This is a genomic window from Thalassomonas actiniarum, assembly GCF_000948975.2.
In the GTDB taxonomy this organism is placed as follows: Bacteria; Pseudomonadota; Gammaproteobacteria; order Enterobacterales; family Alteromonadaceae; genus Thalassomonas; species Thalassomonas actiniarum.
On the sequence record NZ_CP059735.1, the window covers coordinates 5,437,651 to 5,453,522 of the forward strand.

12 protein-coding genes are annotated in these 15,872 nt (G+C 42.6%); 7 read left to right on the forward strand and 5 right to left on the reverse strand.

The features are described from left to right. From SG35_RS23745 to SG35_RS23755, 3 genes are all read left to right on the forward strand, one after another. A complete protein-coding gene (locus tag SG35_RS23745; RefSeq protein WP_044835490.1) occupies window positions 1-702 on the forward strand; it encodes an ABC transporter ATP-binding protein in 702 nt (233 codons plus the stop codon). A gap of 1 nt (window position 703) precedes the next feature. Further along, the gene (locus SG35_RS23750) at window positions 704-3,106 is read left to right on the forward strand and encodes an ABC transporter permease (RefSeq protein ID WP_044835491.1); all 2,403 of its coding nucleotides are present in this window, start codon (window positions 704-706) and stop codon (window positions 3,104-3,106) included. A gap of 618 nt (window positions 3,107-3,724) precedes the next feature. Next, window positions 3,725-4,924, forward strand: coding sequence for a serine hydrolase domain-containing protein (locus SG35_RS23755; RefSeq protein WP_044835492.1), 1,200 nt, complete (start codon window positions 3,725-3,727; stop codon window positions 4,922-4,924). Window positions 4,925-5,194: 270 nt separating this feature from the next. Here SG35_RS23755 and SG35_RS23760 read toward each other — a convergent pair whose 3' ends face one another. Together SG35_RS23760 and SG35_RS23765 are read right to left on the reverse strand one after the other, a co-directional pair. Continuing rightward, complete coding sequence (locus SG35_RS23760; RefSeq protein ID WP_044835493.1) at window positions 5,195-7,399, reverse strand: winged helix-turn-helix domain-containing protein; 2,205 nt, start codon at window positions 7,397-7,399, stop codon at window positions 5,195-5,197. A 589-nt stretch (window positions 7,400-7,988) separates the two neighbouring features. Further along, window positions 7,989-8,441 (reverse strand): hypothetical protein, encoded by a 453-nt coding sequence (locus SG35_RS23765; protein WP_152646799.1) that lies wholly within the window; start codon window positions 8,439-8,441, stop codon window positions 7,989-7,991. 832 nt (window positions 8,442-9,273) lie between these two features. Between SG35_RS23765 and SG35_RS23770 the strand changes: the two genes are divergently transcribed. Together SG35_RS23770 and SG35_RS23775 are read left to right on the forward strand one after the other, a co-directional pair. After that, window positions 9,274-9,624: a hypothetical protein gene (locus SG35_RS23770; RefSeq protein WP_152646800.1), complete on the forward strand. Its 351-nt coding sequence runs from the start codon at window positions 9,274-9,276 to the stop codon at window positions 9,622-9,624. A gap of 133 nt (window positions 9,625-9,757) precedes the next feature. After that, the gene (locus tag SG35_RS23775) at window positions 9,758-10,624 is read left to right on the forward strand and encodes a GGDEF domain-containing protein (protein ID WP_053043380.1); all 867 of its coding nucleotides are present in this window, start codon (window positions 9,758-9,760) and stop codon (window positions 10,622-10,624) included. A gap of 140 nt (window positions 10,625-10,764) precedes the next feature. On the opposite strand, the gene groL is transcribed toward SG35_RS23775, so the two are convergent. From groL to SG35_RS23790, 3 genes are all read right to left on the reverse strand, one after another. Further along, entirely contained in the window at window positions 10,765-12,417 is a 1,653-nt protein-coding gene (groL, locus tag SG35_RS23780; RefSeq protein WP_044835496.1) for a chaperonin GroEL, read from the reverse strand. 104 nt (window positions 12,418-12,521) lie between these two features. Then, entirely contained in the window at window positions 12,522-12,812 is a 291-nt protein-coding gene (locus SG35_RS23785; protein ID WP_044835497.1) for a co-chaperone GroES, read from the reverse strand. Window positions 12,813-12,911: 99 nt separating this feature from the next. Continuing rightward, the gene (locus tag SG35_RS23790) at window positions 12,912-13,427 is read right to left on the reverse strand and encodes an FxsA family protein (RefSeq protein ID WP_044835498.1); all 516 of its coding nucleotides are present in this window, start codon (window positions 13,425-13,427) and stop codon (window positions 12,912-12,914) included. Window positions 13,428-13,648: 221 nt separating this feature from the next. On the opposite strand from SG35_RS23790, the gene cutA reads away from it, so the two are divergent. After that, a complete protein-coding gene (gene cutA / locus SG35_RS23795; RefSeq protein WP_044835720.1) occupies window positions 13,649-13,969 on the forward strand; it encodes a divalent-cation tolerance protein CutA in 321 nt (106 codons plus the stop codon). Next, window positions 13,966-15,819 (forward strand): protein-disulfide reductase DsbD, encoded by a 1,854-nt coding sequence (locus SG35_RS23800; protein WP_044835721.1) that lies wholly within the window; start codon window positions 13,966-13,968, stop codon window positions 15,817-15,819. Before cutA ends, SG35_RS23800 begins: the two co-directional genes overlap by 4 nt. Window positions 15,820-15,872: the final 53 nt, after the last annotated feature.

Genomic DNA, 15,872 nt, shown 5'->3' on the forward strand with positions numbered 1-15,872 from the left:
ATGATCACAATAACTAACTTAAGTCGTGTTTTTCGTACACAAGATCTGGAAACAACAGCATTAAGTAACATTAACCTTAGTGTAGAGGAAGGTGAGTTTGTTGCCATTATGGGTCCTTCAGGGTGCGGTAAATCTACCCTGCTTTCAATATTAGGCATGCTTGACTCTCCCTCTTCAGGCAGCTTTGAATTTGCCGGCCAGGATATTGCCAGCTTTAGTGAGAATAAATTAGCCGAACTGCGTAAAGCCTCGATTGGTTTTGTTTTTCAAAGCTTTAATTTAATTGATGAGCTAACAGTATATGAAAATGTAGAGTTACCTTTGCAATACCTGAATATTTCAAAAGCAGAACGCAAAAAGCGAGTGGAAACTATATTAAAGCGCGTGGCAATTGACCATAGAGCCGATCACCTGCCTCAACAACTTTCCGGTGGTCAGCAGCAACGTGTTGCTGTCGCCCGTGCTTTGGTTATCAACCCCAGGTTGATTTTAGCCGATGAGCCGACAGGTAATTTAGATTCCAAAAATGGCGATGAAGTAATGACTATGTTACGCGAACTTAACCGTGAAGGCACTACCGTCATTATGGTGACCCACTCAGAAAAAGAAGCGAATTACGCCGATCGTTTAGTGCGTTTACTTGATGGCCAGATCATGATTGACAAGGCGAATAATGCTTCATTAAAAACAGAGGTTGCTTGATATGCTTAATAATTATATCAAAACAGCACTTCGGTCGATAAATAAGAATAAGCAACATTTTTTTCTTAATCTTATTGGTTTTAGCATAGGTATAGCGGCAGCCATCTTAATGGCGTTATTTGCTCAACACGAATTGTCATATGATAAACATCAGCCGGACAGCGAACGGGTCTACCTTGCCCATACCGACTATACGTCCGCGGGTTTACAGGTTATTGCAAGCTCTGGATACAGCCATGCGGAAAAATTAACAAGCCATAGTCAGGTAGAAGAGATATTCAGGTTAGCTGAGGCTGGCATGCTTACTGAAAGAGTACATGAACTTGTTCAGCTTGGTGACAATTATTACCGGCTAAACAATTTTTATGCGGTAACGAATAATATCTTAAATTTTATCCATTTAGAAACGGTGGCAGGAGATATTGAACAGGCATTAAGCCAACCTAATCAATTGGTGTTAAGTGAGCGGGAAGCTAATCGAATCTTTGGAGAGTCTCAAGTTGTCGGTCAAAGCTTGAACTTTGATCAGGGCCAATACCGTATCGGCGCAGTCTTTAAAGACTTACCGGAGAATACCCATGTTAAGTTTGACAGTTTAATTCAAATGCCGGTGAAGTTTAGCCAAAATGGTTATGGTTTCGCCTATTTCAAACTGGTAAAAAATACCGATATAGCAAGTTTTGAGCAACAATTTACCGAGTTATTGCACGAATCTTGGGGCGAAAACGCAAGTCCTGCCATTACTATGAAGTTAATCAATATGCAGGATATGCACTTAGAAGGCCAAGGACCTCTTTTTATGAAAAAAGCCGGTTCATCGTCAATCTTGCAAATTTGCATTGGTTTAAGCCTGATTTTGGTATTAGTTGCCAGCATTAATTTTATCAACCTTAATATTGCTCAATCGGCAAAGCGTGCAAAAGAAGTAGGCGTCCGTAAAGCCTTAGGTGCAAGCAAAGGACAAATCATTGCTCAATTTTTAACGGAATCTCTTTTGGTGGTGACTTTTGCCAGCTTATTGGCATTTACCCTGGTGGAGTTTGCATTACCACATTTTAATCAAATGATGGACAGGCAACTGAGTTTACAATACGGCTCAGAATTTATGCTGATGACGGTCATGGTCATTTTTTCTGTGGGCTTACTTTCAGGGTTCTATCCCGCGTTATTTATTGCCTCCTTTAGTGCCAAACGCGTACTTAGCGGTGACTTGGTTCGTGGCGGCACGGCTATCTTTGTCCGGAAATTAACCTTGTGCCTGCAGGGAGTGTTATCTATCGGTTTGATTATTGCGGCGATTTCTTTTTATCAGCAAATTAATCTGATAAATAGTCTGGCGGTTGGCTATGCCAAATCATCAAGATTGGTGGTGAAAGAGCTGCCAACGCAAGCCCTGTATAAAAAAGATAACAATAGTTTATTGACGGCAATTAGAAATGTACCCGGGGTTGAACAGGTCACGATTACCAATACCGACCTGACCAATGACATGGAATATAACTTTGATTTTACCTGGCCCAACGGTGAAAAAATAGATAGCTATCAGCCAACGGTAGGCACAGGTTATTATGCCGCACAAACGCTGGGATTAACCTTAATTGCAGGCAGAGACTTTTCACCCGAGTTTAGCGGCGACTGGTATACTCGAAATGATGAAAATAATCCAACCGTTGGTGTTTTGGTCAGTCGCCGTATGGTTGAACTGGCGGGTTATCAAACACCGGAATCGGCTATTGGGCTTTTGCTAATAGAGCCCAGGTTTAAAGTGACGGCTAAAGTAGTGGGTGTCGTTGAAGATGTTAAAATCGGCTCAGCCAGACAACAAGCATTGCCGGTATCATTTAATCTGGGATTTAACAGCAATGCCACAGGTCATCTGGTTATTAAGACAAATACTGCTGATATGGCACAGTTAAGCCGCGAAATTCAGCAAATTGTGCGCCAGGAATTGCATTTAAGTGATGTGCAAATCAGCTTGATCGCACAAGACTATGCTGATGCACACCAAAACGAACACCGAGCGTTAGACATGGTGTCTATTTTTAGCCTGCTTGCTATTTTTCTCACCTGTTTAGGGACTTTTGGTTTGGCATCTTTTGCCACCATAAGACGTCAAAAAGAAGTGGCCGTGAGAAAAGTGCTCGGCGCATCGCGTCTCAGTATTGTCAACCTGCTCGCTAAAGAGTTTTTATTCCTGGTAGCGTTAAGCATTATTATTGCTTTCCCATTGAGTTATTGGCTGGTCGGTGACTGGTTAGCTAACTTTAATGACCGCATCGAACAAATGCTTTGGGTGTATTTACTGGCTGCGGGCATTATCGCGATGATCACTTGGCTTACCGTTGCGGTTCTGGGCTTTAAATCGGCGAGTGCCAGACCTTCGTTAATATTGCGGTATGAATAATAGCTTACATCCAAATTTATAAGTGTTTAAGAGGCGGGGTGTTTATCACTTAGCCTCTTTAATACTTAAATATTACCGTTAAAATAAACCTTCATTGTTATGCTCCAGTCAGCCAGTCACAGTAAAATCCAGGTGAGTTTGTTTATTTAATTGTCAGCTATTGCGACAAGCCTGTTATTTAGAAAGTTCTATTTGGGTTGTACTTATCGTGGACCGGACAATTTCTACAATTTGCGTAAGTACGCCTGAAACAATGCAAATTCAATAGATACAAACTTCGTCTCACCTACATCTCCCACAGGATTAATTATAAAATAAACTTCTACTGTACTGCCATATAACCTCTTAACCAGCTTGAAAACTGGTGCTGAAAAATGCCCCTAAACAAGAAAACTTACCTCAGCACACACTCTACCCCAAACAAACTACACATCATAACAGGCTGATATATAAGACATACTTCAGTGTCAGAAAAAAGTCAGCTAAAAGTCATTGGAACTTCAAGTATTGAAATTCCAATTCGTTACCATTTAGCACTCTTAGTTAAAGAACGAACGCAAAATTAGTTGACCTGAACCAATTTGTGTACTGATAGTTAACAACAAAATGGGTATACCTATGATCATCAATTTAAAATTTAGCAGCTTGCTCGCTGTCGTTTTATTAAGCAGTTTCAGCAGCTTTACCACGGCAAGTGCCAAAGAAAATAATGGCCTCGCACCCGAGGCCTCAGCCAAAGAGGCCAAACTCTCATTCAGGGATATTACCCTACTGGAGAAAGCTTTTATCGACACGGCACCCGCGGCCAGAAACGACGCTATTCCCGTGGGCGAATTAGGCGTAGATGCTGGAAAAAAGGCCAGTATTGTCAAGCTGGCTGAGGAGATCGGCGATGGCAAGCACGGCCGCTACGATAGCCTGCTTATCTCCCACAAAGACAAGCTCCTGTTTGAAAGTTACTACCGGCGCGGTCGCATCAATCTGGCTCACCCACAAGCCTCAGCCGTTAAAGCCGTCACCAGCCTGGCACTGGGCCGCGCGATCCAGCTGGGCTATCTGACCATGGCCGACCTTGATAAGCCGTTGGTGAGTTTTCTGAAAAACCTGGACCCGACAAAACTTGTTGAGGGCGCAGAAAAAATCACACTGCATAAGGCATTGACTATGCACGGGGGGCTTAGCGTCAGTAATGAGAAATGGGAAGAACTTCAGAAAAACCCCGCCCCGTTAAAGGGCCAGGGCCTGGTGCAGACCCTGCTTGAACATAGTGGTCCCATTACCTCAGAATCTCAGACCTATTTATACGGCAACCATAATCCAATGCTGGTGATGACGGTCATCGACGCCGTCGTGCCAGGCACCGCCAGGGATTTCATCAAAAATGAAATTCTCGATAAATTGGGCATCACCAATTATAGCTGGCAGACTCACGTTAGTGGCCTGCCACAAGCGGGTTGGATGGTGAGCATAACACCTCGTGATATGCTCAAGTGGGGCAGCGTGGTGCTAAACAAAGGCAAGTGGAACGGCAAACAGTTCATTCCGGCAGATTATCTCGCCAAGGCCACCAGCGGGCTTGTTAAGCCTACTGAAGACTGGATGCCTGATAGCTACCGCTACGGTTATTTTTGGTATCAAACGTCTATCGCAGTCGGTGATAAAAATTATAATGCCACTTTTGCCTGGGGCGGCGGCGGACAACGCATCATTGTAGTTGATAAACTTGACCTGACCATAGCAATCACCGGCCATGATGGGGACGATCAAATCATGGCGCAGGTATCAAAAACAATCCTACCTGCGTTTGTCAAACTTTAAGGCAACAACGAGGGTAGCTGTTTACGCTGCAATATCTCTGTTACTTGCTGTGTTAATTGTGAGTAACAAAGGTATATCAGTTCCGACCGGGGCTGACGGTTAACCTCATAACGGGGCCAATGACCTGCACCTTGCAAACAAAAAAGCCGGGCATAAAAGTTGCCCGGCTTTATATTATTAAACGCTTAAGCAGTGCTCGGCTTAAGCAGGCAATGCTGGTGCTTAATACTCATGATAGAAAAGCTCGCGACTCTTTTTGTTCGCACGCCCCTATTCGCTTAAGATTAATTCCGCCACTTCCTTTTTGCCGGTGATCATAACGGTCAATAATATATCTGTCTGGTTAATGTCAGTTAAATAATCATAGTCATCAAGTGTTTTTCCCAGGAGCTTAAATACATTTTCATTCAGATCATATGACCACAATTGGAGTTCATCACTGATCCCATAAATGACATTGTTTTTTACCAGGAATGGTTTATCACTTCCTTGATTTTCCAGTGCATCGATCAGTTGGTATTCGGCAGGACCTGACTGCCAAAACCGGTCCATATGATCGGTGTAAATTAATCGACCGTCTTCAGTTTTGAGTGCCCACTTGACTGGGTTATTATGTATTACCCTAAGCTCTGAACTGTTCAGGTTGAATTCGACAAGTCTTATTATCCCCTTGATACGCACATTCATTAACGCGGTATTGGCTTCACTATCCCACTGGAACAGTCGCTCAACTGAGTGAACTAAGGGGATGGAGATGGGCTTGTCACTTGGCTCCAAGAATACCTGAGTCAGTTTTCTATTTGCATTAACCAAAATGCTCGCGCCATCCATGGCCCAATTCATGCCACCAATACGAGTATCTAACGGAAAATTTGTCAGTTGTTGCGGGTTGAGACCATCGGTTATCCATAGTTGCTCTTGTCCGGAACGTCTGGACCTGAATGCCACTAAGCGACCATTTGGTTGAAAAATACCATGTTGTTCTACTCGTATCGAGCGTTGCAGTACCGAGTAATTGTTGATTGCTTCATTTTGCTTTTGCCTATGCTCTGCTTGTGCATCGGCAAATTGTGACAAAGGCAATTTCGCGATATCAGTATCGAAGATTGCCTTTGTCATCAGCATACGGTTGCCATCAGGATGAAATAATGGCGACCCCATAGGTTCATCTAAAGGCAGACTGATATTCGTGATATTACCTTGATAGGAAAGGGTAAAGAACTGTCGACCCGTGCTGAAAATAAGTTGACCAGTTTGCGGCATAAAATTGGGGTAGATGTCCCTTAAGTCTGCAATTTCTTTTGGGTATTTAATTTGATAACTCGATAACAGCTTGCCGTCGGGCTTGAGTATTTCAATGTATTTTTGTCCGTCGCTATGGGTGCTGGTTAATGCAATAAGGTCTTCTTTAGATGAATAGTCGAAGTCGTTTATGTTGCCCTCGTCCAGTTTATAGATGACAATGCTTTTGCTGTCTGCAATCGAATAGCTGGTCAGTTGCCTACGACTTGAAAACTCCTGTAAGAAAGCAACATTGCTATTATTCAACCATTTAGGATTGCTAATGGTTGAATTTTTACACTCCATCAGCACACCCGGCGTTTGCGGCGTTTCAAGCGCTTTGTGAAAATCCAGGTTCGATAATTTATAACATTGCTTCTGAGTGATAGGTTTATTGCAGTCCTCCTTTTCGATAATGACCAGCTCTTTACCGTCTTTAGAAAAACTATGTTCACCGAAAGAACCCAAGTTTTTTGTCAGTTGAAATTCTTCCTGGGTGTTAACGTTTTTGGCCCAGAGATTATTAACACACAAATCTTTAGGAAAGCGATTGAAAACAATGTACTGACCGTCGGGTGTATAATTGCCGTTGCTCTCTGAGTGGTCAGTGGTGGTCAGTGAACGCAATTCCGTAAAGGCTAATTTCGTGCCTTGAGCTGGTGTCAGGTAGTTAACCCCGATAAAACTCACCATTGCGATAATTCCCAGAATAACTATCCCAATAAGGGGAGAGTTCAGCGTTAAAACCGATCGGGATGACTTTGCCAGGTCGGCTCTCTCAATTTGAGGTGGGACAACCGCCTGCTCTTTCAGTACATCATCTTTAGCTGTAACCTCAGCTGATAACGTACCTTGTGTCATTTGCGATTCGGTATCAGTTAATGCCTGCCACCGAACTTCAACTTCCAGACTATAACCCTGCTTAGCATGGGTCTTAATGTAGGACTGGCTGTCTTCACCGAGCGCTTTTCTTAACCGGGCGATGCTTCTTTGTAAGGTATTTGGTGTAACAACAGTGTCAGGCCACACTTCTGATAGTAACTCATCATGACTCACGACTTTATTGGCGTTTTTGGCAAGGTAAGTTAACACCGCTAAAGCTTTTGGTGGAATCGTTTGAGATTGCGTTTTCTGGGTTATTTGATTACGGGTTAAATCAATAAAAAAATCACCTACCCAATACTGTGCTGACATATAACCTCTGAGTCATTATCCAGTCAAAATTAATTTGATCAGGAACTTAATGAAAGTAGGAGCTGAGAAGTAAGTGTAAACAGGAAGACTTACCTAGCATTAGCTCCGATTGCAACTAATCATAACCGATTGATAAACATAAGATACCTTAACCTCAGTAAAAATTCAGCCAGACATCGGCAGAACTTCAAGTATATTTATTTCTATTCGCTTAAATTCAGTTATCAATCTAATCAAAGTAAAACCTTATACGAAGAGACAAAGATGAAAAGTGTTTAATCGTCATTCTTTTAGTGTTGTGGCCTTTTTAAAAGCTTGAAGCAAGCGCTCCCGACTCACACTGAAAATGGATAGCCCTATTTTCAGGTAGGTATTCTCAAAGAGCATTGAATAAATATCCTTGGTTGTCATCATAGTACAGTCAATAAGATATCAAAATGTGAGACTTGCAATGCCCTAACCAAAGGTGGTGAATTCGACATATACTCTGGAATTTCAACGGATTTAAAGGTGCCCTTACTTTATTTAGGGATAAACTGCTTGCTTTGGTTGCCTCAAATCAAGGTCCACAAAATAATTCATTGCTTGGTTAGTTGTCAAAATTTCGGAGAACAAAATACTCAGGCCAAATCTCTTTAACTTGAGCTTCCCATTGATTATCTGTGCCGCCGTCAACTAACTTTCTCAACCAATACTTTGCCCACTTTCGCACGATTTTTCCTGATTTGCTTAATTTTAACGGCAAATATCGGCATTCATAACACCATCCGTCATATTCAACTACTTCACGGTTTTTCGCTTTTCGATGTAACACCATAAGCTTGGCACTAATGATTTCAACTTCAGTAAAAGCTATCATTCCACTATTTTTTAAATCCAGCAATATCCCTGCCTTTTTGATGCATGCTTCGGTATAAGTATCTATATGGGGCGTATAAAGCTTCCCCGATAAGCCGTAAATAGCTTTATGCTCTCTGTCGGCTAAAATTTTGAGTGGTTGCAGCTCTTCATTGATAAAATTTAAATCATTAATTGAATACATAAAATACTCGTATCGGTTTATTACACTATCATCCGGGACATAAATGATTTTGCGTAAATAAAGTTACTGGGAGAGTTAAGGTTCATTGCGATTAAATTTAAATTAATCCAATTCTTAATCATTATTGACGCATACATAAACGCAGTTCTCACGGTAAGTTAGCTTTGAAAATGTACGATTACTTTTACCGTGAACATCATTGTCCACAATACGGTTTTTTACAGAAATTGAGCACACCGGTTGCATTACCCCGATCTGTTGCCCGTTATATCTATAAGCTATAGTACCCGCTAAAAGACAGGCGTTTAACCGCCATATATAAACACAACTTTATTATCGTTTTCGCTCAAATGAAAAGATTGAGTGTGAGGCAGTGCGATAAAAATCAAACATGAATTCAGTAAAAAATTTCTAAAGATGGCTGACGGGCTCAAGGAAAGACATTGCAATAGGATATCATTAAAGATAATTCAAGTTAGTTTCAAAGAGTGAATGCTAACAAGGACCTGCATTATAAGGGATGTGCGAAATATGTACAACTCATCACTTTCATTTACGACGAAGGTATTTTAACATCATCACATCTTGAATATCGCTCTTCAATCGGTACAACCAGTACAACTTTCAGCAAAGCCACTAAATTTTCGAGATATGTAAAGAGTAAAAAAGAATCATTACCCCCTTAATATATCCAATATCTTAATTGAACCAGTATTAAATACCCTATACTTACGGCACCCCATTATTTAGGAGTCCAGGTAATGCTAAACGTATCTGCAAGCACCATAAAATGAGAGTGACTTTCCTTATCCTGATAAACAGTGTACTCCTGTTGAGTATAATAACTTTAATGCCTACTGCTGTCGGACAAAACATTTATAGCGGTTCCGTTTCTTTTATCCGCTTCAATGATGATGGTTCATTCATTTTTCAGTTAACTCAACAAAATAAACCTCTGGTCATTAGCCATCCTGATTGTGAAATTAAGCATATGTTACTGGTAAAAAAACACCGAACCAATGTTAAGCACGAAAAACTAAATAGAATGCGTAACGACATTCGAGAGTTATTTCTTAATAAAGCAGCACATAACTTACAAATATCGGTATCAGTTTTTTCTTGTGATGATGGCACCGGCTATCCAATGGTTGATAACATTATGTTTGGCAGACAAAGAAAATAAAGAGGTTAACATTAACTGTAAATCGACCTTTTTTTGGATAAATAGCCAAGTTATAGGAGTGATCTTGAATAATGTGATAATGATGTGAGAGTTCAATGAATGCGGAAACATATAAGACGAGTGGCGTAGTCCCATGAAAACTATTCTGAATATACTCGATGAATGCACAAGTAGCTTCGTTATCTCTGTATGTACTCTGACTGTAGTTTTTATTCTACTGATAGCTATTTATTTCAATAATATCAGTATATTTGAGCCATTGTTTTTACTTCCTATTGTGGTACTCAGCTGGTATGGGGGTCGAACGGCTGGACTGACATTAGCGGCTTTAGTTGTTACTTTTACCTTCCTTATCAATGCCCTTAGCATAGAGCCTTTGCCCCTTTCCCTTAAATCCGTTATTTATATAAGCTTACGCTTTATTGTTTATTCTGTACTGGCCGTTTTGATTATAAATTTCAGGGATGCCCATAATGAAGAATCTGCTATGGCCAGTACAGACAATCTTACAGGTATATTGAATTCAAGAGGTTTTTCTATTGAGTTGGCAAACGAAATTCTCAGGTCAATTAGATATAAGCATATTTTTTCTTTGTCATACATAGATATAGACAATTTTAAAGAGATTAATGATTCCATTGGCCATCAGGAAGGGGACAAATTACTTATTGCAGTATCAAAATGTTTAGTATCCAGCCTGCGAAAGACAGATATTGTTGCAAGACTAGGTGGTGATGAGTTTGCTGTTATATTCCCCGAAACAGGACAGCCAGAAGTGAAAAGAGCCTTTGCCAGTGCTAGTAAAACACTTGAATATCAAATGCTAAAGAAAGGTTGGAACGTTAGCTTTAGCGTTGGCATAGTAACATTTGAAATGTTACCGATGGATATAAAAGAAGCAATAAAAATTGCGGACGATCTGATGTATACCGTTAAAAAAAATAAAAAAAATGATGTCGCATTTCAGGTTTGGCAAGGAAAAAGTCATAATGGCCAATAATGCTGATATAACAGATACCGACTCTTCAAAGTGCCGTCATCTAATCTATTGTTTTAACGGCTTAATCAGGCGAGCATAAAAAAGCCCGGAAATTTCTCTCCGGGCTCTCATTAGAATACCTGGGGTTTAGGCCACAAAAATTACATCATGCCGCCCATGCCACCCATACCGCCCATGCCGCCCATATCAGGCATAGCTGGCGCTGGCGCATCTTTAACCGGTGCATCGGTTACCATGGCTTCTGTGGTTAACATTAAACCGGCAACAGAAGCTGCGAACTGTAATGCGCTACGGGTTACTTTAGTCGGATCCAGGATACCCATTTCCAACATATCACCGTAAGTGCTGTTACCTGCGTTGTAACCGAAGTTACCTTCGCCGCTGCGTACTTCATTCAGTACTACAGAAGCTTCATCACCACAGTTGTTGACGATTTGACGAAGCGGAGCTTCCATGGCGCGAATAGCTACATTGATACCGTGCGTCTGGTCTTCGTTGCTGCCTTCAAGTGATTTGATCTTGTCAGCGGCGCGTACCAGGGCAACACCACCACCGGCAACCACACCTTCTTCAACCGCGGCGCGGGTTGCATGTAAGGCATCTTCTACGCGGGCTTTTTTCTCTTTCATTTCAATTTCGGTAGCAGCACCGATCTTGATTACCGCAACACCACCGGCTAATTTGGCTAAACGCTCTTGCAGTTTTTCTTTGTCGTAGTCTGAAGAAGACTCTTCAATCTGGCCGCGAATTTGTGCAACACGGTTTTGGATGTCGGCTTCTTCACCGATACCGTCGATAATCGTGGTGTTGTCTTTAGAGATAACAACACGTTTCGCCTGACCTAAATCTTCTAAAGTCGCTTTTTCCAGCTCCATACCGATTTCTTCAGAAATCACGGTACCGGCCGTTAAGATAGCGATATCTTGTAACATGGCTTTGCGACGGTCACCGAAACCTGGCGCTTTAACGGCAGCAACTTTTACGATACCGCGCATATTGTTAACAACTAATGTCGCTAAAGCTTCGCCTTCAACATCTTCGGCAATGATAAGCAGCGGCTTACCGGCTTTGGCAACACCTTCTAAAGTCGTCAGTAATTCGCGAATGTTAGAAACTTTCTTATCAACCAATAAGATGAAAGGATTTTCCAGTTCTACAGAACCGCTTTCCTGGTTGTTAATGAAGTAAGGAGACAGGTAACCGCGGTCGAACTGCATACCTTCAACCACGTCCAGCTCATCTGTTAATGCCTGGCCTTCTTCAACGGTAATAACACCTTCTGTGCCTACTTTATCCATGGCAGTGGCGATGATTTCACCCACTGAAGTATCAGAGTTGGCAGAAATGGTACCTACCTGCTCGATGGCTTTAGTGTCGGCACATTCTTGAGAAAGGCCTTTAAGCTCTTCAACGGCAGCTAAAACGGCTTTGTCGATACCACGTTTTAAGTCCATAGGGTTCATGCCGGCGGCAATAGACTTTAAGCCTTCGTTAACAATCGCCTGGGCTAATACGGTTGCAGTAGTAGTACCGTCACCCGCTTCGTCATTGGCTTTAGAAGCAACTTCTTTCACCATTTGTGCGCCCATGTTTTCGAATTTATCTTCTAATTCGATTTCTTTTGCCACGGAAACACCGTCTTTAGTGATGGCAGGACCACCAAAGCTCTTGTCTAAAACTACATTGCGGCCTTTAGGGCCTAAAGTCACTTTTACCGCGTCGGCTAAAATATTTACGCCGTTTAGCATTTTTACGCGTGCGTCATTTCCAAATAAAACGTCTTTTGCAGCCATTGTTATTTTCCTGTAATTTTTTTAATTAATGTGTGAGACGGAGGTCTTTGCTCAACATCCCGATTAAAATTTGTTGCTTAGTTGCGAACTGAGTTAGCTGTGACTTACTCGACAATCGCCAGAATGTCTGATTCACTCAGGATCAGTACTTCGTCGCCATCAATTTTTTCTGTTTTTACGCCGTAACCTTCATTGAAGATCACCTGGTCGCCAACTTTTACGTCTAATGCGCGTACTTCACCGTTTTCTAAAATACGGCCGTTACCTACCGCAACAACTTCACCACGAGTCGATTTTTCAGCAGCGCTACCCGTTAAAACAATGCCGCCAGCAGACTTAGACTCTACTTCTTTACGTTTTACAATTACGCGATCATGTAATGGACGAATGCTCATTTATCTCTCCTGAGAATTTAAATATTTAAGGTTTAACAAAATTGGTTGATTCAAAGATGGGGATTAAAAAATACTTCACAAGTGCAAAGTGTAATTTTTTTAATCTTTACGCTCAAAATCCCCTTCCAGGGTATGGCCACTCTGCCCTCTTGATTTTTCGATGAAATCCTGGCCAGGAGCCTGCTCATGAGTTTGCGAGAACCCCTGGCTTTGCGAGAAATGCTGGCTTTGGTGGCTAAAGCCCCCCCGGGCCACCTGGCTGACAACAATTTTTTGCTGGACCGCTTTAATCAGCGCCTGTCTGAACTGAGGCACCAGCAAAGCCAGGCCGAAAAAGTCGGTAACAAAACCGGGAGTCAACAGTAATACCCCGGACACCAGCAATAACACACCGGCCACAATTTCATCCGACGGCATTTGCCCCTGGGCCATTTTCGTTTGCACCGAACTTAAAGTTGCCAGCCCTTGCTGGCGTACTTTTTTCGCCCCGAACCAGGCGGTCAGAATAACAATAGCTATGGTCGGCCAGGCGCCTAAAAAGGCTCCTACCTGCATTAACACCATGATCTCTATGATAGGTACGGCAATAAATAATAAAAATAAGATCCGAAACATTGGCACTCCCAACAACAATCAGTAAGGGAGATATATGGGCATTTACGCTATTTTCAACACCCTTTTACCAATGAACACGGGCAAAAGCCGCCTGCTCGGGCAACAGGCGGGCAATTGAAAAAATACTTACATTTTTTCCTCTTTATTTGTGCGAGCTTAAGTTTTTTTTACATGAAATAAAGGTAGAATATTGGCCATTAATGAAATAAATTTTCAATATTATGTATCTATTAGTGTTATGTACTTGCCCGGATAACAGCATTGCCGAACTTATCGGCCGTGCCCTGGTTGAAGATAAACTGGCTGCCTGTGTTAATATCATGCCGGGTATCACTTCCGTTTATCGCTGGCAAGGTAATGTAGAGTTTGGTGCAGAAGTGCAGCTATTGATCAAAACAGCCTCGGATAAATATCCTTTGCTGGAAGAGAAAATCAACAGTTTGCACCCCTACGAAACTCCGGAAATTATCGCCTTGAACATCCAGCAAGGTGATAAACATTATTTAAACTGGATCACTGAGTCATTAAAAGAAAATTCATGAAACAGCTAGCTATTTCCCTGTTATTACTGCTGACCAGCCTGTCTTTTTACAGCCAGGAGGTTAGCGCACAATCTTCCATCTTTGATACCTCAGCATCATCGCTATTCAGTAACGATGACGAGTTCCTGAAAGTGGAAGAGGCCTTTGTTTTCGATTTTTTCCAAAAAGATGACAAATTACAAGTTAGCTTCAACATTGCCGATGGCTATTATTTATACCGTCACCAGTTTAAGTTCTCCGCCGACAATGCCACATTCACCGCACCGGAATTGCCCGAGGGCATAGAGCACGAAGACGAATTTTTCGGTATCACCCAGATATTTACCGAACCGCTTAATTTTACCTTTGATATTGGGGAAGCAGCCGACAGCGCCAATATCACCATACGTTACCAGGGCTGCGCTGAAAAAGGCTTATGTTATCCACCCACCAAGCAGGTGGTGCCGCTTGCCTACGTCAAAAGCAAACTCAATGGCGACGGCAATAACAGTACTTCCTCACAGGCAGTCTTATCTGCGCTGACACCAGAGAAAAACACCCCGGCAAAAACTCAAGAGCAGGCGAGCAGCAATAACAGCGAGCAATACCAACTGGCCGATATGCTTAAGGGAGATAACCTCTGGCTGACCCTGGCGGCCTTTTTTGTCGGCGGCCTGCTGCTCTCTTTCACTCCTTGCGTTTTCCCTATGTATCCGATTTTAACCGGTATCATAGTGGGCCAGGGTGACAAACTTACCAACAAAAATGCCTTTACCTTATCTTTTGCTTACGTCCAGGGCATGGCGGTCACTTATACCCTGCTGGGCATAGTAGTGGCGCTGGCAGGGGCGCAATTCCAGGCCATGTTCCAGCATCCTTATGTGCTGATCGGCTTAAGCGTGCTCTTTATTTTCCTGGCGCTGTCCATGTTCGGCGTGTTTAATTTGGCCCTGCCCAGCAGCTGGCAAAATAAACTCAACAATTTAAGCAACCAACAAAAAGGCGGTTCTACTTTTGGCGTGATGGCCATGGGGGCGATATCGGCGTTAGTGGCTTCTCCCTGCACCACAGCACCGCTGACCGGCGCCCTGCTGTATATTTCCCAGACAGGTGATATCACCTTAGGTGCTTCCGCCTTATATGCCTTAAGTTTGGGCATGGGTCTGCCTTTATTGGTCCTTGGCAGCTCAGGCGGAAAACTGTTACCTAAAGCCGGTAACTGGATGACAGTGATCAAAAACATTTTTGGCCTGCTGCTGCTCGCTGTACCGGTATTCCTGTTAGAGCGCCTGATCCCGGAAATGGCCACCCAGTTATTATGGGCGACGCTGATCCTGATAAGCGCCAGTTATTTTTATGTCATCAACCGTGACACCACCCCGGGATTCTGGTTTGGCGTGCGCAGTCTGGCGATCTTTCTTGCCCTGTTTGTCGGTGCCAACAAGGCCTATCAGCTTATTTACCCGCAACATAACACCACCTATTTGGCCCACGTAGAAGAGCCTGAATTTACCCGGGTACAAACCCTCAGCGAACTCAACCAGCTAGTAATGGAGGCAAACGGCCAGGGAAAAACCGTGATGGTCGACCTTTATGCCGACTGGTGTATTGCCTGTAAGGAGTTTGAGAAATACACTTTCCCCAAACCGGAAGTCCAGAATGCCCTGGCCAACACCCTCAAGGTACAAATAGACCTGACGGATACGGGTACGGATACCAGCATAGAATTGATGGAGCATTTTAATGTCTTTGGCTTGCCTTCTATTTTGTTCTTTGACTTAGAAGGCAATGAATTAAGCCAGCAAAGGATCACTGGTTTTATGGAAGCCGTAGATTTTGCCGAACACGTCAACAGCATTTTTAATAGCTAAACGGTTTAGTTATTATCCGCAAAAAAGGCCGGTTAACCGGCCTTTTTTAAATC

Excerpts from the sequence above, each read along its gene's own strand:
- SG35_RS23745 (WP_044835490.1), top strand. The coding sequence starts at position 1 with ATGATCACAATAACTAACTTAAGTCGTGTTTTTCGTACACAAGATCTG.
- SG35_RS23750 (WP_044835491.1), top strand. The coding sequence starts at position 704 with ATGCTTAATAATTATATCAAAACAGCACTTCGGTCGATAAATAAGAAT.
- SG35_RS23755 (WP_044835492.1), top strand. The coding sequence starts at position 3,725 with ATGATCATCAATTTAAAATTTAGCAGCTTGCTCGCTGTCGTTTTATTA.
- SG35_RS23760 (WP_044835493.1), bottom strand. The coding sequence starts at position 7,399 with ATGTCAGCACAGTATTGGGTAGGTGATTTTTTTATTGATTTAACCCGT.
- SG35_RS23765 (WP_152646799.1), bottom strand. The coding sequence starts at position 8,441 with ATGTATTCAATTAATGATTTAAATTTTATCAATGAAGAGCTGCAACCA.
- SG35_RS23775 (WP_053043380.1), top strand. The coding sequence starts at position 9,758 with ATGAAAACTATTCTGAATATACTCGATGAATGCACAAGTAGCTTCGTT.
- groL (WP_044835496.1), bottom strand. The coding sequence starts at position 12,417 with ATGGCTGCAAAAGACGTTTTATTTGGAAATGACGCACGCGTAAAAATG.
- SG35_RS23785 (WP_044835497.1), bottom strand. The coding sequence starts at position 12,812 with ATGAGCATTCGTCCATTACATGATCGCGTAATTGTAAAACGTAAAGAA.
- SG35_RS23790 (WP_044835498.1), bottom strand. The coding sequence starts at position 13,427 with ATGTTTCGGATCTTATTTTTATTATTTATTGCCGTACCTATCATAGAG.
- cutA (WP_044835720.1), top strand. The coding sequence starts at position 13,649 with ATGTATCTATTAGTGTTATGTACTTGCCCGGATAACAGCATTGCCGAA.
- SG35_RS23800 (WP_044835721.1), top strand. The coding sequence starts at position 13,966 with ATGAAACAGCTAGCTATTTCCCTGTTATTACTGCTGACCAGCCTGTCT.